General features: G+C 50.0%; 19 protein-coding genes. 3 read left to right on the top strand and 16 right to left on the bottom strand.

Annotation, left to right across the window (positions count from 1 at the left end; genetic code table 11):
- Positions 1-40: 40 nt before the first annotated feature.
- Genes LOZ80_RS33885 through LOZ80_RS33875 form a run of 3 tightly spaced genes read right to left on the bottom strand, consistent with a single transcriptional unit; the run spans position 41 to position 1,985 of the window.
- Positions 41-724 carry a hypothetical protein gene (locus LOZ80_RS33885; protein WP_238168638.1) on the bottom strand — a complete coding sequence of 228 codons (684 nt, stop codon included), beginning with the start codon at positions 722-724 and terminating at the stop codon, positions 41-43.
- Positions 721-1,617, bottom strand: coding sequence for an ABC transporter ATP-binding protein (locus LOZ80_RS33880; protein ID WP_238168637.1), 897 nt, complete (start codon positions 1,615-1,617; stop codon positions 721-723). The genes LOZ80_RS33885 and LOZ80_RS33880 overlap by 4 nt, the downstream gene beginning before the upstream one ends.
- The gene (locus LOZ80_RS33875) at positions 1,617-1,985 is read right to left on the bottom strand and encodes a GntR family transcriptional regulator (RefSeq protein WP_238168636.1); all 369 of its coding nucleotides are present in this window, start codon (positions 1,983-1,985) and stop codon (positions 1,617-1,619) included. Before LOZ80_RS33875 ends, LOZ80_RS33880 begins: the two co-directional genes overlap by 1 nt.
- A 176-nt stretch (positions 1,986-2,161) precedes the next feature.
- Between LOZ80_RS33875 and LOZ80_RS33870 the strand changes: the two genes are divergently transcribed.
- Both LOZ80_RS33870 and LOZ80_RS33865 read left to right on the top strand, forming a co-directional pair.
- Positions 2,162-3,151 carry a metallophosphoesterase family protein gene (locus LOZ80_RS33870; RefSeq protein WP_238168635.1) on the top strand — a complete coding sequence of 330 codons (990 nt, stop codon included), beginning with the start codon at positions 2,162-2,164 and terminating at the stop codon, positions 3,149-3,151.
- 60 nt (positions 3,152-3,211) lie between these two features.
- Positions 3,212-3,487, top strand: coding sequence for a LysM peptidoglycan-binding domain-containing protein (locus tag LOZ80_RS33865; protein WP_238168634.1), 276 nt, complete (start codon positions 3,212-3,214; stop codon positions 3,485-3,487).
- A 614-nt stretch (positions 3,488-4,101) separates the two neighbouring features.
- Here the strand turns inward: LOZ80_RS33865 and LOZ80_RS33860 are convergent.
- From LOZ80_RS33860 to LOZ80_RS33800, 13 genes are all read right to left on the bottom strand, one after another.
- Positions 4,102-5,424, bottom strand: coding sequence for an LLM class flavin-dependent oxidoreductase (locus LOZ80_RS33860; protein WP_238168633.1), 1,323 nt, complete (start codon positions 5,422-5,424; stop codon positions 4,102-4,104).
- Between the two features lie 16 nt (positions 5,425-5,440).
- Entirely contained in the window at positions 5,441-5,971 is a 531-nt protein-coding gene (locus LOZ80_RS33855) for a GNAT family N-acetyltransferase (protein WP_238168632.1), read from the bottom strand.
- A 14-nt stretch (positions 5,972-5,985) separates the two neighbouring features.
- The gene (locus LOZ80_RS33850; protein WP_238168631.1) at positions 5,986-6,462 is read right to left on the bottom strand and encodes a DinB family protein; all 477 of its coding nucleotides are present in this window, start codon (positions 6,460-6,462) and stop codon (positions 5,986-5,988) included.
- Positions 6,459-7,652, bottom strand: coding sequence for a M20 peptidase aminoacylase family protein (locus LOZ80_RS33845; RefSeq protein ID WP_238168630.1), 1,194 nt, complete (start codon positions 7,650-7,652; stop codon positions 6,459-6,461). The genes LOZ80_RS33850 and LOZ80_RS33845 overlap by 4 nt, the downstream gene beginning before the upstream one ends.
- A gap of 13 nt (positions 7,653-7,665) precedes the next feature.
- A complete protein-coding gene (locus LOZ80_RS33840) occupies positions 7,666-8,676 on the bottom strand; it encodes an LLM class flavin-dependent oxidoreductase (protein ID WP_238168629.1) in 1,011 nt (336 codons plus the stop codon).
- A 28-nt stretch (positions 8,677-8,704) separates the two neighbouring features.
- Positions 8,705-9,457 (bottom strand): amino acid ABC transporter ATP-binding protein, encoded by a 753-nt coding sequence (locus LOZ80_RS33835; RefSeq protein WP_189012444.1) that lies wholly within the window; start codon positions 9,455-9,457, stop codon positions 8,705-8,707.
- Positions 9,454-10,164 (bottom strand): amino acid ABC transporter permease, encoded by a 711-nt coding sequence (locus LOZ80_RS33830; RefSeq protein ID WP_238168628.1) that lies wholly within the window; start codon positions 10,162-10,164, stop codon positions 9,454-9,456. Before LOZ80_RS33830 ends, LOZ80_RS33835 begins: the two co-directional genes overlap by 4 nt.
- A complete protein-coding gene (locus tag LOZ80_RS33825) occupies positions 10,161-10,937 on the bottom strand; it encodes an amino acid ABC transporter permease (RefSeq protein WP_238168627.1) in 777 nt (258 codons plus the stop codon). The genes LOZ80_RS33830 and LOZ80_RS33825 overlap by 4 nt, the downstream gene beginning before the upstream one ends.
- 39 nt (positions 10,938-10,976) lie before the next feature.
- Complete coding sequence (locus LOZ80_RS33820) at positions 10,977-11,855, bottom strand: transporter substrate-binding domain-containing protein (RefSeq protein WP_238168626.1); 879 nt, start codon at positions 11,853-11,855, stop codon at positions 10,977-10,979.
- Positions 11,856-11,997: 142 nt separating this feature from the next.
- Complete coding sequence (locus tag LOZ80_RS33815; protein ID WP_238168625.1) at positions 11,998-12,894, bottom strand: LysR family transcriptional regulator; 897 nt, start codon at positions 12,892-12,894, stop codon at positions 11,998-12,000.
- 182 nt (positions 12,895-13,076) lie between these two features.
- Complete coding sequence (locus tag LOZ80_RS33810) at positions 13,077-14,195, bottom strand: hypothetical protein (RefSeq protein WP_238168624.1); 1,119 nt, start codon at positions 14,193-14,195, stop codon at positions 13,077-13,079.
- 1,468 nt (positions 14,196-15,663) lie between these two features.
- Positions 15,664-17,196, bottom strand: coding sequence for a sensor histidine kinase (locus LOZ80_RS33805; protein ID WP_238168623.1), 1,533 nt, complete (start codon positions 17,194-17,196; stop codon positions 15,664-15,666).
- A complete protein-coding gene (locus LOZ80_RS33800; protein WP_189012451.1) occupies positions 17,193-17,876 on the bottom strand; it encodes a response regulator transcription factor in 684 nt (227 codons plus the stop codon). The genes LOZ80_RS33805 and LOZ80_RS33800 overlap by 4 nt, the downstream gene beginning before the upstream one ends.
- 225 nt (positions 17,877-18,101) lie before the next feature.
- Between LOZ80_RS33800 and LOZ80_RS33795 the strand changes: the two genes are divergently transcribed.
- Positions 18,102-19,001 carry an FAD:protein FMN transferase gene (locus tag LOZ80_RS33795; protein WP_238168622.1) on the top strand — a complete coding sequence of 300 codons (900 nt, stop codon included), beginning with the start codon at positions 18,102-18,104 and terminating at the stop codon, positions 18,999-19,001.
- Positions 19,002-19,308: the final 307 nt, after the last annotated feature.

Here is a 19,308-nt window from a genome sequence, read left to right as displayed (position 1 = left end):
AAAGCCCAGGACTGTTTGCCGTGGGCTTTAACCTATTGAATTAAACCGCGGCTCTGCGCAGCAAACTATATGTTGCCGTCAGGTAGACGGCTAACAAAGGCAGCATCCACCAAAATAAAGCCATGTAATGCTGGACGAGCCAACCAAAGATTCCTCCCCAAAGTCCAAGGTGTGTGAGGGAATAAGTGCCAACTGTCCCTATAAGGAGCAGCGCCGTGAAAAAGGCGTACATCCCGGTACTCCCGAATCTTCGGTGAATGCTTGAGATGGCAAAGCCGAAAAAATACATATTAAGCAAGAGAATCAGGTAGATACCTAACATGCCAATTACAGAAACATCACTCAGAAAGCCTACTTTAAACAGGCTCATTTGAACCCCCCAGCCATCCGTAGCCTCTTCCAAGACCGAAAATAGCGTCAAAAGCAAGGCTGAAATGGCATTGACAAGAAACGCCGTTAAGATGGTTCCTAACACATAATCCTTGCGTCGAATACTGAGTCCTAAGGCAAAAGGAAATGTCTCCTTAATCGTAACAGTACCCGCTACGAACGTGTAGATGAATATTGAGGTAATCGATCCTGTATTCATCCTCTCCCCAGTGTTCAATGCCGTGCCGATAATGAAATTGATAAGGAAGTTAACACCGAGAATAATCCACGGAATATAGAACCAAGTATATTTGTTGCGCAAATGGAGCTGTACGACTTGTTTGGATCGACTCATACGCCCTCACTCCCCTTTCCAACATTCGATGTGCGTGTTAGATGAATAATCAGTTGCTGCATAGATACTGAAGTAAACTCAAGCCCCAGCGACTCGGCATCCTTGCGATCTCGTTCATTCAGATTCCCCAGAATGGTAGCAGAAGCAGCTGCGCCAATCGCAGTGCGTTCCAGCACCTCCTTGCCTCTCGTGAACGCATCCACAGCTGTTGCCAAGCCGGATACTGTACAAGCTCGGCCCCTAAGTGCATCCGCATCCTCATTAAGGATCAGTTTGCCTTGATCGATCACCAGCACATGCTCAAGTAAGCGGCTTACTTCATCAATCAGATGCGTAGAAAGGATCACGGTCCTCGGAAACTCAGCATAGTCCTCCAGCAAACGATCATAGAAGAGTACGCGAGCAACGGCATCCAGCCCAAGATACGGTTCGTCAAAGATGGTAAGCGGTGCGCGGCTAGCCAGCCCAACCACAATGCCTACAGAGGAGAGCATCCCTCTGGACAATTTTTTAATCTTCCTTTTCAAAGGCAGCCGGAAGTCCTCAATCAGTGCATGGGCATAAGCATCATCCCAATTAGGAAAGAGTGATTTGGCTACCGCCATAACATCATTCACACGGAATGTATCCGGGTACTTCTGGCTCTCCTTAATGAAGCAAATTTGGTTCAGCACCCGGCTGTTCTCATAAGGCTCCTCGCCAAACACCTTCAACTCGCCGCTGGTAGCGAACTGCTGAGCAGAAATCATGTGCATGATGGTCGTTTTTCCTGCGCCATTTCGTCCTAGCAGCCCGTAAATTTTATTGGGTTGAATCGTGAAGCTGACATGATCGACGGCGGTCATTTTCCCGTAGGACTTCGTTAATCCATTCACTTCCACAATGTTCGTCATTACGCTTTCTCCCCTCTGCGCACCATTTCTGTCAATTGTTCCACCGTAATGCCAAGCTTCTCGGCCTCTTTCACCATAGTAACGACATACTGCTCATAAAATAGTTCTTTTCGCTTTTCCATCAATTTCATCCGCGCTCCCTCCGCTACAAACATGCCAATTCCGCGTTTTTTGTACAAAATCCCTTGGTCCACCAACAGATTCACACCTTTGGCAGCTGTCGCTGGATTAATTTGATAAAAAGCTGCGAACTGATTCGTAGAAGGGACCTGGGTTTCTTCGGGCATTCTTGCTTCAATGATGTCATCCTCGATACGTTCCGCAATTTGCACAAAAATCGGGCGGCTGTCGTCCATCATTAATCCCATATTTCTCACCACCACATTGGTTAGTTACTCATGTAATTAACCATACAACCAATTAAGTTGAAAGTCAACACTTTACGATTAATTTGGGCGCTATCTCGCAAATAAATCTCCCGTGAACTGGGAATACCACTAGGACAAATGCCTAAATAATCTTTCTCAGGAAAGGAATTTTACGAATGAATTCTTTTAAAATACGCATAGCTTTCGTTAGCTTGCTGCTGCTTTGGGCTCCCCATCTGTCAGTGAACAGCAAGGAGTTTGCCAGAGCCGAGAAGCCGATATCTGCGCCCTTGTTCTCCTTCTCTGTGATGAGCGATGTTCATATGATCGCTTCGGATGAAGCGGCTCAACTGCTGCTGCGCAATGCACTGGCCGACCATCGTGCGCTGCGCCCGGACAGCAAGCTGCTCGTCTTGAACGGTGACCTCACGAATGGGAGTGAGGCCGATTATCGCAGCTTGCTGGCGCTCCTTAGCCGCCAGCCCCATGCCCCTGTGCATGCGACCATGGGCAACCACGATTACTATGGCGTGTGGCGCACGCCGGAAGGTGGCATGGATACATCGAAGATGAATCCAGCCTGGTCGAGCAAGCAAGCGGTCGCGTTATTCAACCGCATGTGGGGTTACGATAAGCCGTATCACGAGCTGATCGTGGAGGGCTACCGCTTCCTCTTCCTGAGCGGGGAAGCGTACCGGGACGTGAACGCCTCCTACGCGGAGGATGCGTTCCTCTCTCCCGAGCAGCTCGCTTGGCTGCGCGAGCGGCTGACGAACACGACCGCAGCGGACGCCGGCAAGCCCGTGTTCGTGTTCCTCCACCAGCCGCTGCCGCAGACGCTGGATGGCACAGATCGGGAGCTGGGCGTCGTCCAGCACAAGGAGCTGAGGGCGTTGCTCGACGCGCACCCGAACGTGATCTTCTTCAGTGGTCACACCCACTGGAACCTGGAAACGACGAAGCAAGTGAAGCAGCTGAAATTCCTCGCTGCTTCCAGCGCCTCCATCCGCGAGGTCTGGAACGCTGCGAATGAGCCCGAGACGGTGTCGATCAGCCAAAGTCTCGTGGTCGACGTCTACCAAGACCGCGTCGTCATCATGCGCCGCGAACACACGCGGAAGCGATGGATTGAGCCCTCCATCGCCAAAGGCTATGACGCTAGCTAGGCAGCTGCCGTCTCCGCTGCCGGCTTCTGCGCGTATGCTGTAGCGGAGGTGTTCGCCGGCATGCGTGTCCTAACAAGCAAAGGTGCCTTGAAGGTTCAAGGCCGTTTTTATATGGTTCAGTTCGGGGATAGCCTTTACACGATTTCGCAGCGATTTGGCGTTAATGTAGCCGAGCTGCTCACCCTGAATGATCAGTTGCAAAACCAAACTACGGTTTATCCCGGGGAAATTCTATATATACCTGACCTTGGGCTGCAAAGCGGAGGTCAGCAAAAGGGAACCAAGTCTGTCACCGCTTCGCGCAAGAAATCAACGAAGAGAAAACACACTCGTTGATGGCGCCAAGCATCTCATTTGTGCTTTCAGTAGCGTGGACTAACTGGAATTTCTCCAGCTAATTTCGCGATATGGCAAGAAAATTTGATTTTAACTGGAAAAGCTCCCTATAAATTTGGCTAATTTCTTGTATTCAACGTTAATCCGTATAAATAGCGGGAACTTTTCCATGTAAAAGGCGATAAAACGAGAAAACGGAGCGAATAACAGGAGGTTTTCCGGTTACTTGTTGTGCTGGGCGGGCGTTTGGGCGTCACTGGGCGCGGAGCGCGGGGCGGCATTCGATGCTCGGGGTTACGGGTCCAGAAGTTCAAAGTTCGGAGGTTGGGGTTCAGGGTTCAAGCGTCATGGTGTCGCGTTCGGCTTTCGGGGATCGGGGATCGGCGTCACGGGGGGCGGCATTCGGCATTCGGCATTCATCATTCAGCATTCAGCTTTCGGCTTTCGGCTTTCGGCTTTCGGCGTTCAGCTTTCGGCATTCGGCTTTAAGGCCGCGACGTCCCCGCCGCATCTCGGTGCGCGGAGCGGAAGGTTGCCCGGTCCTTGTTTCCAGCTACGCACAGAGGGCTGCCCCAAGTTAGATGACTTGGGGCAGCCCTCTGTTTGAAGTTATCTTACACGTTCACCTTCGTATAGCGATTCGCCGGGATGGGAATACCGAGATTGCCGCGCAGCGTGTCCGCTTCGTACTCTGTCCGGTAGATGCCGCGTTCCTGCAGAATCGGCACGACGAGATCAACGAAATCGTCCAAGCCTTTAGGCAGGGCCGCTGCGATAATGAAGCCGTCGGCTGCGTTTTCCTCGAACCAGGCTTGCACGCGGTCAGCGACATGTTCAGCCGTTCCCGTGAATTCAGAACGCGGCGTGGCAACATTCAGCGCGACTTGGCGCAGCGTCAGGTTCTTCTCTTTGGCGGTTTGCTTGATTTTGTCCGTACCGCTGCGGAAGCTGTTGCTGCCGATATCACCGATATCTGGGAACTGCTCATCCAAGGGGTATTGGGAGAAGTCGTGATGTTCGAAGAAGCGACCCAGGAAATCAAGCGCTTTGTCGATCGTTACGAGGTTCGCAACTTCTTGATATTTGCGCTCAGCCTCTTCTTCCGTACGTCCGATAATCGGTGCGATCCCGGGAAGGATCACCACTTCATCCGGGTTGCGCCCTTCGGCTGCGGCTCTCTTTTTGATATCCGCATAATACGCTTTCGCGTCTTCAATCGTCTCATGTCCTGCGAAGATCGCATCCGCCACTTTCGCCGCAAACGCGCGGCCATCTTCCGACGCCCCTGCTTGGAAAATAACAGGCTGACCTTGTCTCGAGCGAGCAATATTCAAGGGACCCTGCACGGAGAAAAATTCGCCCTTATGATTCAACGTATGCAGCTTGCTAGGATCAAAAAACACGCCGCTCTCTTTATCACGAACGAAAGCATCGTCTTCCCAAGAATCCCATAAGCCGCGCGTTACTTCCAAATATTCATTCGCAATGCGATAGCGCTCAGGATGTGTTGGGTGCTGTTCTTTGCTATAGTTCTTGGCTGAGCCTTCAAGCGGAGAGGTTACAATGTTCCAGCCTGAACGCCCATCGCTGATTTTATCAATGGACGCGAATTGGCGAGCCACCGTAAAGGGTTCACTATAGGACGTCGATAACGTGCCCACAAGGCCGATATGCGAAGTGACCGCAGCCAAGGCAGACAGGATCGTAATCGGCTCAAAACGATTGAGGAAATGCGGAATTGATTTCTCAGTAATAAAAAGACCATCCGCGATGAACACTAGGTCGAATTTACCGGATTCCGCTTTCTGAGCCTGCTGTTTGTAAAAACCAAAGTTCACACTTGCATCCGTAATCGCATCCGGGTGTCTCCAGCCCGAAACATTACCGCCAACGCCATGAATGATGGCACCCAATTTAATTTGTTTTTGCTTAGCCATGGTTATCTCCGTCCTTTCATAATATAGCTGCGGTTTGCAGCTGCAGCCGGTAGCTCTTGACGAGCGTCTCACCTTTATGAATATCTTTATCCTGAGCGCGTTCAAAGCCGAGTCGCTCGTAGAGCTTCACAGCGGATTCCATCATGTCTGAGGTGTGCAAATGCAGCGTTGCTGCTCCTAACTCTCTAGCGCGTCTAACGTGTTCTTTGATCAGAGCTGTAGCGATTCCGCGCCCTCTGGCACTTGGCGAAACAGCCAATAAACGAATGATAGGCGACTGGATCTCAAGTTCCGGCAGCCCATAGGCGGCTTCAGAAGACAGGAACAACTGCGAGCTCCCGACAACTTCCCCATCGATTAAAGCAATTATGCGAGCCGTTGGCTTATCACTATCAACAGAAGCAATAATGTTTTCTCTATATTGATTCCAGCCTTCAGGAGGCAGGACTGCGCGATATTGTCCATAAGCGTCTTCCAGGACTTTGCGAATTGCGTCCCGGTCAGCCTCCGTGGCTTCCCGAATTTCAAGCTCTTTTGCATCCGCCATACGTAAACCCTCCCTTATACACGCGCTTCCAATTCATTCTTAATCCGTGCGATTTGAGCCAAATGAACCTGAACATGAGCGACGAAGGACTGAACAACATCTGTTAATGTGAGAATTTGTCCTTTGAAATTAACGCCTGTTTTCGCCCAATCCTCGTTGGATAATCGCTTAAATAGTAAATGGTTATAAACTAATAACGCCTGAAACACCGCTAAAATATCCGATGCCGAGCCTTCATTCGCTTTGGCGCTGCTGACCCATGGATCTTGGTCAAAAGCTGGCAGCTGCGCCGATGCGCCGGAAATAATCGCGCGGATTCGGAAAGACACGACGATGTTGTGATCGGCCAAATGGGAAAGAACCTCGGTCACACTCCATTTCTCAGGTGCGGACTTCCATGTCAATTGAGCTTCGCTAAGCCCCTGAATGGCTTCTTGCAGTTGATCATGTGTGTGCAAATAGGACGGTAAATCGGGGGTTGCTTGACTCATGGCGATACCTCCAGTGGAATGTCGGATGATAGCTCTTTCAACGCTTTTTCAGCTAAAACAGCAAAGTAATTAGCGCTGATAGGCAAAGCTCGTTCGTCTAAATCGAAAGCCGGATGATGCCATTCTTGTGAACCCTCGGTGCCCATGAATACGAACACACCAGGAATTTTTTTCTGGTAGAAAGCGAAATCCTCGCCAGCCGGGGAGGGCGAAGGTGTAATGACTTCCAAGCCCGCCTCACGGGCTGCATCGGTTGCCAAAAGCGCTAATTCGCTGTCATTGAATACCGACGGCGGCCCTTTGACCCAGCGCACAACAGCTTTGGTGCCATAGGCGGCTGCTACGCCGTGTACGACTTGCTCAAACCGCTTGATAATCAGCGATCTTACGCTCTCTTCGAACGTGCGAAGCGTGCCGTCCAGTATCGCTTTGTCCGGAATAACATTCCAGGCCGTACCGCTGTGAATACGCGTTACACTGATGACCGCGCTTTGCAGGGAGCTAATGTTGCGGCTTACGATCGATTGCAGCGCAGTCACGATATGCGCTCCGGTCACAATCGGGTCAATGCCCGCTTCGGGAACCGCCGCATGGGTGCCAAGCCCTTCGACTTCGATGACAAAGCCATCTGCCGCCGCCATCAAAGGACCAGACTTGATCCCTATCGTACCGACAGGAAGATCGGGCTTGTTATGCATGCCATAGATCGCCCGCACGCCATCGAGAGCACCGCTTTTGATGACTTGTTCAGCGCCTTGCGCTTTCTCCTCAGCGGGCTGGAACACGAATCTGATCGTTCCTTTCAGCTCACTCTCCCGCTCCTTGAGCAGAAACGCAGCTCCCAGGACCGCCGCCGTGTGGAAATCATGCCCGCATGCGTGCATCTTTCCTGCAACCAGCGAGGCGTAGGCAAAGCCCGTTTCCTCTTGAATCGGCAAAGCATCTATATCCGCGCGAATCGCGATGATCGGCCCCGGCTGTTTCCCGCCAACTTCAGCGATCAGTCCAGTTTTGAGCGGGAAGTTCGCAATGCGAATGTCAGCTTCAGTGAGCCAAGCGCGAATCGCGGCTGTTGTCTGGATTTCCTCATGCGATAATTCCGGATTCTGATGCAAATGACGCCGAATATCGACCAGCTTCTGTGCAAATTCCGGCAGCGTCCGCTCCGAAGTTGATGTACTCATTTTCATTCCTCCTTCGAACCTAGACCAAGGTTTCCGAGAATGCCTCACTAAGCAGTTCGAAGGAACGCAGGCGCTTGGCGAAATCTTTGACCGATGTGGTTACGATGAATTCTTCGATGCCGTATTTCTGCTGGATCTCCAGCAATTTCTGACGCACCGTTTCTTTCGTTCCCTTCGTAATCTCAGCTTGCTTCTCCTCTACAGTGAACTTAGCTTGTGTTTGGCGGCCGTATTCCTCGGCTTGTTCAAGCGTACCCACCGTTAAGGTCTTGCCATTTTCCAAATGAATTTTCACATTTTTATATTCGCCAGCCAGTTCAATGGCTTCTTCTTCCGTATCTGCTACGATGAGAGAAAGCGCCAGAAGCAGTCTTGGTTGTGTGCCTTTTTCGAAATTAAAGTTTTGCTGATAAGCCTCGAATGCCGCTTCAGCGATCGCATGATCCCCGTTGATGAACTGTGCGAATACATAAGGAAGGCCTGCTTCAGCTGCTGATTGCGCGCTTGCCGCGCTGGCTCCAAGGATATAGATATCCACAGGTACTGTAGGAATTGGCGAGACGCGCAGACCCTTCAGAGGGTGATCATCATGCAATTTATTCTGCACGAACTGCTGCAGCTCGCTCAATTTATCCGCGAGAGAAGTAGCTTCTACAATACCTTGCTGCAAGGCTTTGGTAGAGCGAGGCAGTCCGCCCGGCGCGCGACCTACACCAAGATCGACCCGGCCCGGCGCCAGGGAAGCCAGCACATTGAAATTCTCAGCCACCTTGTAGGGGCTGTAATGCTGCAGCATGATACCGCCGGAGCCAATGCGAATGCGCTCTGTTTTGGCAAGCAGATGTGAAATCAACACTTCCGGTGATGACCCCGCTACCTGTTCAGAATCATGATGCTCCGATACCCAGAAACGCGTATAATCCAAAGCTTCCGCCTTCTGCGCTAGCTGGATGGTGTGTTTGAAGGCATCAACGGCAGTCTCCCCAGGAAAAACAACGCTTTGGTCCAATATACTAAGTTTAATTCCCATGACCACTCACTCCATTCCGATTCGGACGTTATATGTTATAGCTCCATTCAGGCGTAATTCGTTTCAAAAACTGTCTTGTGCGTTCTTCTTTGGCAGCACCGAAAATTTCCTGCGGCTTGCCCTCCTCGACGATCACGCCTTCATCCATAAACACGACATGATTGGAAACTTCACGAGCAAAGCCCATTTCATGCGTGACAACAATCATCGTGATGCCTTCCTTAGCGATTTTCTGAATAACATCCAGAACCTCGCCAACCAGTTCGGGATCAAGCGCGGAAGTAGGTTCGTCGAATAGAATGACCTCTGGATTCAAAGCAAGCGCACGCGCAATGCCCACCCGCTGCTGCTGACCGCCGGATAGTTGGCTAGGATAAGCGTCCAGCTTACTGCCCAGCCCTACTTTCTCCAACACCTTCACGCTGGTTTCCCGCGCTTTATCCTTGGGCTGCTTCTGAACGATAACGAGTCCTTCCATCACATTCTCGAGCACGGTTTTATGTTTGAACAGATTGTAGTGCTGGAAAACCATCGCTGTTTTTTGCCTGAGAGTATGAATATCCTGCTTGCTGGGGCGTTTGCAATTGACAGTGAAATCTCCGATGGTCACTTCGCCGTTATTCGGTTTCTCCAAATAGTTCATGCAGCGCAGAAGGGTTGTTTTGCCGGACCCGCTGGGACCAAGGATACAAACCACTTCCCCTTTTTTGACAGTTAGGTTAATCCCTTTCAAGACCTCATTTTTACCAAACGATTTGGTGATATTGGCCATTCGGATCATGATACGCCACCTCGGTTATACAGATTGATTCGCTTCTCCAGCAGGCCTGTTGCTCGTTCGATCAAGAAGGTAATTCCCCAGAACAAGATGGCAGCGGCGATATAGGCTTCGAAAAATTTCCAGTTGGTTGTTGCGACAATTTGCGCTTTGGCATTAATTTCAACGACCGATACGGTAAAAGCTAATGTGGAACCATGCAGCATCCCGATCAGCGTATTGGATAGATTGGGTAAGCTGACAGCCAGCGCTTGTGGTAAAATAATGCGTCGAAGCGCCTGCGTCGTCGTCATCCCGATCGAATAAGCAGCTTCCATTTGCCCCCGATTAATGGACACGATCCCTGATCTCACCACTTCAGAGAGGTAGGCTCCTGCTGTAATAGAGAAGGAAAGAAAGGCGAAACCGATCATCGGAATGGATACCGAGCGGAAGCTCCAACCCATCGCAGTCGCGACGGCGTCAATGAGCATCGGCAGTCCGAAATAGATAAGCAGCAAATGCATCAGCATCGGTGTACCACGAACAAATGTAACATAAGCCGTAGCTAGGTAATGGATAAAAGGCACTCGATATAGTCGGATTAAAGCTATCGCTGTTCCGATCAGAAATCCAAAAAAGACGGAAACAGCAGTAATAATCAAAGTCGTCGGCAGGGCAGACAGCAATTGAACAAAGGCGGTCCAAATGAACGCAGGATCTATCTTCATGCTTGGAAGCCTCCTTTATCCGGTTGAGAAGACCAGACGCCTTTGAACCAACGGCGCGATAGCGGCTGACGTTCTTCTGTCACCAACGGTTGTTCATGTGCAAGAAGTCGTTTCTCAATAGAAATAAACAGCTTCTCAAGCCCGAAACAAATGATGAAATAAATAATCGATAAAGACACATAAGTTTCAAAAAAGTGCTGCGTGGCAGCCCCCAATGTCTGCGCTTTGCCCATAAGCTCCATGGCGCCAAGCGAGAAAGCAAGCGATGTATCCTTAAGGTTGGCAATCAGTAGATTCGTAAAATTGGGAAGCGATATGGCCAGTGCCTGCGGAGCAATAATGCGGGTGAACGCTTGGTACCCGGTCATTCCGACGGCATAAGCAGCCTCTACCTGGCCTTTATCGACAGCTTTGACGGCTGCCCGGATCACCTCAGAGATATAAGCTCCGGAGTGAAGGGCAAACGTCAAGATGACGAACGTTAATACCGGCGCTTTGGAAACATCCACATGAATGGCTTTCAACATCTCCGGCAGCCCGTAGTAAATCAAGAATAGCTGGATCAGAATCGGCGTCCCTCGAAAGAAAGAGACGTAGATCTGTGACAACCGCTGCAGCACCGGCACTTTATACAGTCGAGGCAGGGCAATGAGAAGTCCAAAAAGGATGCCGAGCAGCATGGAGCAAGCAACAATGAACAACGTTATGTCGATGTAGGACAATAATTTGGGCAAAAAATCAAATACATAGGTGATATCGAATTGGTTGGCCATGACGGCGATCTCACCTTTCCTTTAATCGTTGTAGGAACTTTACTTGGTATCTTCTTTTTTCGTGAAATCTCCGCCCAACCACTGTGTGCTCAGCTTCGAAAGTGTCCCGTCAGCCTTGACAGCCTTCAGTGCAGCGTCGATTTTATCAGCAAGTTCTTGGCCGTCTTTATCATTTTTGCGGAACAAGAAACGAACCTCAGCCTCTTCGATAATAGGGCCGATTGCTTTCAGTTTGCTTTGGGGATCAACCAGCGGCAGCAAGAAATCTGCTCCTAGCGCGCCGTCCGCACGTCCTGTTGTAAGTTGATTGACTAAATCGTTGGCAGCACCGCTTTGATACACAATTTTGATCGCATTGTCGTGTGCTTTATTGTAGTTTTCCAGCAGTGTCGCTTCCGCGCTCGTTGCTGTTGTCAAAGCTTTCTTGCCTTTCAAATCATCAATAGACTTCACTGTTGTGTTGTCCTTGGCTACTATGACTTTTGTTTTCCAGTAAGCGTATGGCTCGTTATTGAACAGATATTTCTGCTCTCTTTCCTTGTTCTTCTCAATTTCATGAGCGACGAAATCGATTTTGTTCGTTTCGAGGCTAAGCAGCAAGTTCGCGAAATCCATCGTTTTAAATTCAAATTCATACTCTGGAAGACGTTTATCCAGTTCTTTCACAAGTTCAATATCATAACCGGTAAGTTTACCGTCTTTATCTAGGAAAGCTACGTTAGGAAACTGTGTGCCAGTTCCTACGATGATTTTTTTCGTTTTGACAGGTGCTGTTGCAGCAGCGCTTGCAGTTGGAGCTTTGCTGCCTTCTGCAGCAGCTTTAGGGGATGCATCTGTTGCCGTGCTTTTGGAGCCGCAGCCTGCTACCACCAAGGCTAAAGTTAGTGTTGTCACAGCAAGTGTTGTCAATTGTTTCATCGTGAACCCCTCCATTGTATCTTCTGTTTAAATTTAATGCTAATAATTCCTACCTGTTAAGTATGGATTATAGCTATGCCTTTAATTTATCATCAAGTGCAGCAACTGGATAATAGAGTTTTTCTATATGCATATTCAAAAGTCATATATGTTCTCGGATCGACTGAGCAATTCCCTTACACAAATCTAAGGCGCTATTGAAAAATATCGCGTTCTCTCCGTTCAGAGCGATCATATTCGTCTGTAAGGAAATGCCCGCGGTTTGCGGGAAATCGATTGGAAAGAGCTTCCCGTCCCTGACTTCCTGTTCCACGCATAGACTGGGCAGAAACGCGATGCCTGCGCCTTGCAGCACGAGCTTCTTGGCCGTTTCCAGATTATCTGTCTGAAACTCAATGCTCGGCGGCTGGTTCATACTGGCAAATAACCGATGGATTCGCATCCAGTCCAGGGAACCGCACTCGAAGAAAACCAGGGAATATTCGCCAATCTCTTCAAGCGAGACCTCTGCCTTCTGAGTAAAAGGATGGCCTGCATAGACATATAGACGAATAGGGTCATCATAGGCTTTGGCAGAGAGGAGATTCGGATGGCTGATATTACGAACAAAACCGAGATCCAGTTCGCGGTTCAGCACCCTATTGATGATATCCTCAGAAGCCGCTGTGGAGAGTTTATAGTTAACGTCAGGATATTTGTGCTTGAGCTTCGGTATAATCGTTGGAATGATATAATTGGAAACGGACACGGTACACCCTACGCGCAGTTCGTTCGGCAGTGTTCTTTTTTGTTTTAGCTGAATCTTACTTTTCTGAAAGGTTTGCAAAAGCTGCTGGGCAAAGGGCAGAAACTTCTTCCCGTCATCCGTTAGAGAAGTCTGTTTGCCTATGCGATCAAAAAGTCGACAATCCAACTCACGCTCCAGGGACTGTATTCGCGCTGTGACCGATGGCTGAGACAGATAGAGGACTTCCGCTGCCTTGTTGAAGCTGCCATAATGAATCACATAAACGAATGCTTCGATGTTCTCGATGTTCAACTTGAGCCCTCCATTCTCTTGGCGAATGCTTAAATTCACAATTCCGATCTACTAACTTGGTATTAGGTTGTTCTTACTATAGATCATCTCCTAAAAGGTGTCAATACAAAAAATCAACCACTTTCCCTCAAGGGGGCAGCGGTTGATTTATCATTTCGTTTTGATGAACCGGATTCCGGCTCTTAGTTTGTTGCAGCGGCTGCTGCAGTCGGTGCCGGTGCTGCGGCGCCCTTGCCCGCTTTGCCATCCGGACGTTTGTGGTCCGTGCCTTTTTGCTCTACTTGTTTTTTGATGCTGTCTGTCAGGCCATCTTTTATTTTGCTGATCAAGTCGTCTTCACTGATGCCTTTGGATGTGGCTACATCTACGAGGGATTTACCCGCTTCCAGCTCAGTTCTGAGCTCATCCTGCGTGATGCCAAGAATGGACGTTACTAACTCAGGGTTGCCAAAGAATCCACCAGGGCCACCGTGACCGCCAGGGCCTCTTCTGCCTTCTTGACCGCCCTCAGGACGCGTGCTTTCTACTTGCTTCGTCAAGCGGTCGGAAAGACCGGACAGCTTCTTGTCCGCTTGCTCTTGCGTCAATTTGCCAGCTGTGACCTCTGCATTGATGGACGTTGTTTCTGCTGCAACCAGTTTCGCCACGTAGTCAGCTTCTGTCAGCCCCTTCTCCACCGCAAAAGCGGCCAGCGTTTTGCCTGATTTCACAGCATCCTGCACAACACTTTGCTCTACGCCAAGAATCGTAGCTGTTTGCGCGATCAAATTGCTTCCTTTGCCGCCGCGATCTCCGCCTGGGAACTGGTCTTGGCCTCCACCAGGGAATCCGCCGCCGCCGAAACCTTTGCCCTGGATCTGTTTCGTTAATTGATCCGATAGACCCGCGATAACCTTATCCGCTTGTTCTTGGGTGATTTTGCCTGCTGTCACTTGCTCTGTAAGCGATGCCGTTTCAGCTGCAACTAATTTGGCCAGAAAGTCCGCTTCGGTTAGTCCTTTTTCCACGGCAAATGCAGCCAACGTTTTATCAGCTTTCAACGCTTCCTGAACGGCACTTTCTTCAACGCCCAGAATAGTTGCTGTCTCTTTCACCACATTGTTGCCATGGAAGCCGCCACGGTTTCCAAAATCACCACGACCTTTACCGCCATGTGCTTCCTGCGTCGTTGCGTTAGTTGTCGAACCTGTTGCCGTATCTGCAAATGCTTGATTATGTAGGGCGCCAACAAAACCAACTCCGAGTACGAAAGAAGCTACCAATGAACCTGTAAGAATTTTTCTGCCGATGTTTTTCATCATTTGTTTCCACCTTTTTCTTATATTTTTTGTTTGTTTCTTCCTTACAAAACCAAGTATAGCCCCCTTACCTGAATCCCATCTGAGTATAAACTGAGTGTTCGTTGAGAAGTTTCTGAGGGTTGGCTGAAAATGGAAGCATCTGCTCTACAGGTTCTCCCCTATCATCTATCTCCCTCCGCCGGCAGGACAAATGGGGCTCAGAGGGATCGTAGATTCGCTATTTGGGCGTGAACCGCTCAACATGGGGCTTCCGCGGATCGTCGTTCCTCTATTTCATTGTTTCACCCTCGAAATGACGCGGGATTTGCGTAAAATAACGCATCTACGATCCGCGAGGTGGCCTTGCTCCGCCGATTTACCGCAATAGCGGATCCTAGTTCCCTTTGGGCGAATGCGATGACACCGAGCGCAGCGTGAAAAGGAACTATGATCCGCTATTTGGCGGGGACCGGGGTAGAAGCAGCACGAAGGGGAACTGAGGTACGCTATTTAAGCGGAAAATGCAGATTCCGACCGGGAAAGGGTGAAATAGCGGACCGTAGTTCCCTTTTGCGTGGAATTAGGCAGTTTTCAGCTTTTTAGCGGAACCTAGTTCCCTTTGGGCAAATGCGATGACACCGAGCGCAGCGTGAAAAGGAACTACGATCCGCTATTTGGCGGGGACCGGGGTAGAAGCAGCATGAAGGGGAACTGAGGTACGCTATTTAAGCGGAAAATGCAGATTCCGACCGGGAAAGGGTGAAATAGCGGACCGTAGTTCCCTTTGGCGTGGAATTAGGCAGTTTTCAGCTTTTTAGCGGATCCTAGTTCCCTTTGGGCGAATGCGATGACACCGAGCGCAGCGTGAAAAGGAACTACGATCCACTAATTGGCGGGGACCGGGGTAGAAGCAGCACGAAGGGGAACTGAGGTACGCTATTTAAGCGGAAAATGCAGATTCCGACCGGGAAATGGTGAAATAGCGGACCGTAGTTCCCTTTGGCGTGGAATTAGGCAGTTTTCAGCTTTTTAGCGGATCCCTAGTTCCCTTTATGCGATGACACCGAGCGCAGCGTGAAAAGGGACTATGATCCGCTATTTGGCGGGGACCGGGGTAGAAGCAGCATGAAGGGGAACTGAGGTACGCTATTTAAGCGGAAAATGCAGATTCCGACCGGGAAATGGTGAAATAGCGGACCGTAGTTCCCTTTGGCGTGGAATTAGGCAGTTTTCAGCTTTTTAGCGGAACCTAGTTCCCTTTGGGCGAATGCGATGACGCAGAGCGCAGCGTGAAAAGGAACTACGATCCGCTATTTGGCGGGGAGCGGGGTAGAAGCAGCAAGAAGGCGATCTCCATTAAAGCCAAGCTTGCCGGAATAGTTGTCCATTTAAAACACACGGTGAGGCGGTTGGAAGGGACTTCACTATACCAGCGCGCCTGCAACAACGCAAAAAAAGCCTTATCCCCCAACGCGGGATAAGGCTTCTCTCACTTCCCTACAGGCAGCAGCACCTTGAATGTGCTGCCGCCCCCTACTTCACTCTCCACCTCGATCATACCGCCGTGGAGTTCGACGATCGTCTGCGTGATCGACAAGCCCAGTCCGGCTCCGCCGCTGCGTCTGGCCCGCGAGGAATCGATGCGGTAGAAGCGATCGAACAAATGAGGGAGATGCTCCGGAGCAATTCCCGGCCCATTGTCTTGAATGGCGATCTCGACGACGCCTGCCTCCCTTGTCGCCAGGGAAAGGCTGAGCTGGCCTGTCTCCGGATGGGTGTGCTGAACGGCGTTGTGAAACAAGTTGAGCACAACCTGTTTGATTTTGTCCGGATCATACAGACAATGTGTCTGCGGCTCTAGCCGGAACGTAACCGTCCTGTCTCCTGCAAGCAGACGGAGTTGATGCTCCATTTCGCGCAGCAGCTCATCAAGCACACCATCCGTCTTATGGAAAGACGGGGTACGATCCAGGCGCGCGAGCATGAGGAGATCCTCGACTAATTTATTAATGCGCACGGATTCGCCGTGCATGCTTTTCAGCGCTTTCAGCAGTTGCTCGGGCTGTTGATAAGCCCCGCGAAGCAGCACTTCCAGAAAGCCGTGAATCGAGGTGAGCGGCGTTCTCAATTCGTGCGAGGCATCGGCCGCGAATCGTCGCATCTGCTCTTTGGCTTCCTTTTCCGCCTCGAAAGAAAATTCCAGCCGCTCCAACATGCTGTTGAAAGAAACAGCCAACTGATCAATTTCCACTTGTCCTTGATGCGCTGGAAAACGTTCATTCAGATTCCCGGCATCAATTTGCTTCACGGTATCGACCATATTAGAAAGCGGCACCAGCGTCCGCCTCAACACGGGAAGGAAGCCCAGCAAGCCGAATATAAGCGCTAACAAAGAAAGGAAGATGAAGGTCACCAACTGCTGAGCCAGCACATCTTTCAATGGTGCGGTGCTCGTGCTTGCTTGAATCATGCCCTGTATGCCGGCATTTCCCCTTGACCGCTCCGGTTCGCCGCCAATTTGATGAAAAACGACCAATTGCTCGCTGCCATTGGCGTCATTCATAATCTTATATGGCAGCTTCATTCTCTTGGCCATCATCGCAACATATTCCGAAGGCGGAAGCTGCGGTGTAGGCTGCTCATTTTGTGTCGACATCAGCTTATAATTACCGCTGGCATCAATCAAAGCAATCGACAATTCCGAGACGAAGATTCGCTGCGGGTCTCCCCCATTATCGGCACGGTTATTATTGCGTTCTTGTTCTTGTTTCGGAAACGAAGGCGTTCCTATGGGGCCTTGAAAATCCCCCCCGACGGAGCGCCACATATTCGGCGGGAGCGCCGCCAATTGATTGCGAATCGTCTCCGCTTTATTCTGATACATGAACTTCTGCATAACGACATATTGAAATACGCCAATGAGCAGAAGCAGGGCAGACATGACTAGCAATGATCGCGATAATAGCTGAAATTTCAAGGAACCCATCACGAAGAGGTCGGCAAACCTGCCACGCCTTTTCATGTCAAATCCATCCGGTAACCGGCGCCGCGAATCGTGCGGATCAGCTTATGTTCCTTATCTCCCAGCTTATCGCGCAAGGAGCGGATGTACACCTCGACAATATTTTCTTCGCCTCCGAAATCGTAACCCCAGACTTTATCGAGGATCATCGATTTGCTGAGCACAAGCCCGTGGTTAATCGCCATAAATTTAAGCAACTCATATTCAGTTGGCGATAGCTCCAGCACTTTATCGTGCAAGCTGATTTCCTTCCGGCGGTCATCCATTCGCAGAGGTCCGATGACAACCTCACCGAACAAGTTGGGAAAATGATTGCGAATCCGGGCATAGATCCTGGCAAGCAATTCCTCAAAGCTAAACGGTTTGACCATGTAATCGTCCGCGCCCAGCGTGAGTCCCTTCACCCGATCATCCACTTCATCCTTGGCAGTCAGCATGATGACGGCGACATTCTCCGTCTTCTTAATCATGCGGCATACTTCAAATCCGTCCATACCCGGCATCATCACGTCCAAAATCGCAATATGCGGCTGAAATTTATTGCATGTCGTAATGGCTGAAAGCCCATCCGATGCTGTCATCACTTCAAAGCCTTCATTCGTTAAACCTAATTCCAGAAACTCCAAGATATGTGGCTCGTCATCTACGAGTAATATTTTAATCCCTTTTAATTGGCGCATGGGGCGTCTTCCTCCCGAATAAGTTTCCTGCCTTAAAGCTTTCTATACCCAGTATCCCATATCCTGCCTAAAAACAACCTGAGCAGTGGCTGAAAGGTTGCTGAAGATGGGCGATCTAAGATAACCTTACCGGAGTTTTCAGTATTTTTTCAGCTAACTATCAATTGAATCTCAGTTAACCCTCCTATAATAAGGCGTAAGGACACGAAGAAAAGAGGAAACCTTATGGAGCCTATTGCACCATCCTTTCATTCCTTTCAATTTCAAGCCATTGAATCCAATGTGGAACTTCTGCTCAGCTGCGAGGAGAAAGACTATGCCCCTATCAAGAAGCTGGCCACTGACTGGTTTCACCAAATGGAGAAACGTTTCAGTCGCATACTCGCTGATAGTGAAATCAGCCTATTAAATACCTTGGCCGGCGAGAACTGTATGGTCTCCAACACGATGCTAGAGGTACTCTTCCTTGCTGAAATGTATCAAGCCGTCACGGATGGCAACTATAATCCACTCCTGCCTAATGAAACGAATGAAGCCCTGGCTGCATCAACTGCCGCGTTGGAATGGGAAGTCGATCCGTCTTTGAAATCCATTAAACTGCCTGTACACTCCAACATTGACTTGCGTGGTATTGATAGAAGCTGGTCCATCAAACGGTTAGCCGAATATATCCGCAGGCATATGTCCCTGCAGCAAGGCCTGATCTTGGCTGGCGGCGACATGACCGTATGGGGACGCAACGAACAGAAGCTGGACCCGTGGATCATTGGCATCCAAAACCCTTGGCAGGCGAATGCCAAGCTGGGTGCTGTAGCCATGCCGGAAGGCTCCCTGTCTACTTACAACCAGTTTGAAGACCACCAGGCAGCCCCTTCCGCAAGTGACGTCGTGCAGTGCACCGTTGCAGGCCAGGATCTTGTGGAGTGCCAAGTATGGGCACGGCTGCTTTGCAGGCTTGGGGTAGCCGAAGGCCTAGCGCTCATGGCTAAGCGCACTTCGGTTTGCGAAGCTGTTGTGGTTTCTGCGAATCAAGAGCTGCACTATTTTGGAAAGGAAATCTCGCTCCATCGCAGGTGGCTGGATATGCAAATTGACCATTTTCATTTCCACGACTTAGTCTCTTGATTTCAGCTAATGTGGATAGCTACACTCGAGGATACGAGCTGCCATCTGCTCCCGAAGTACTTATCCACATTTATCCACACATTATCCACAACACATTTAGGATTTACCCACAAAATATGCAATTCCATCAACATGTTATCCACACCCTGTGCATGCTTTCGCTCTAAACAGGAACGCCAACAAAAAACCTAGCCTACGGCTAGGTCTTCGAGTCCACGCACCTTCGCAAGCTTCCTTACGAACTCAATACCCTTTATTCGACCAAAATCACTCCTTTTGAAAATCGAATGAATGCCAGATGCGCTAT

Source organism: Paenibacillus sp. HWE-109 (genome assembly GCF_022163125.1).
In the GTDB taxonomy this organism is placed as follows: domain Bacteria; phylum Bacillota; class Bacilli; order Paenibacillales; family NBRC-103111; genus Paenibacillus_E.
This window is presented reverse-complemented; position numbering and strand designations above follow the sequence as displayed.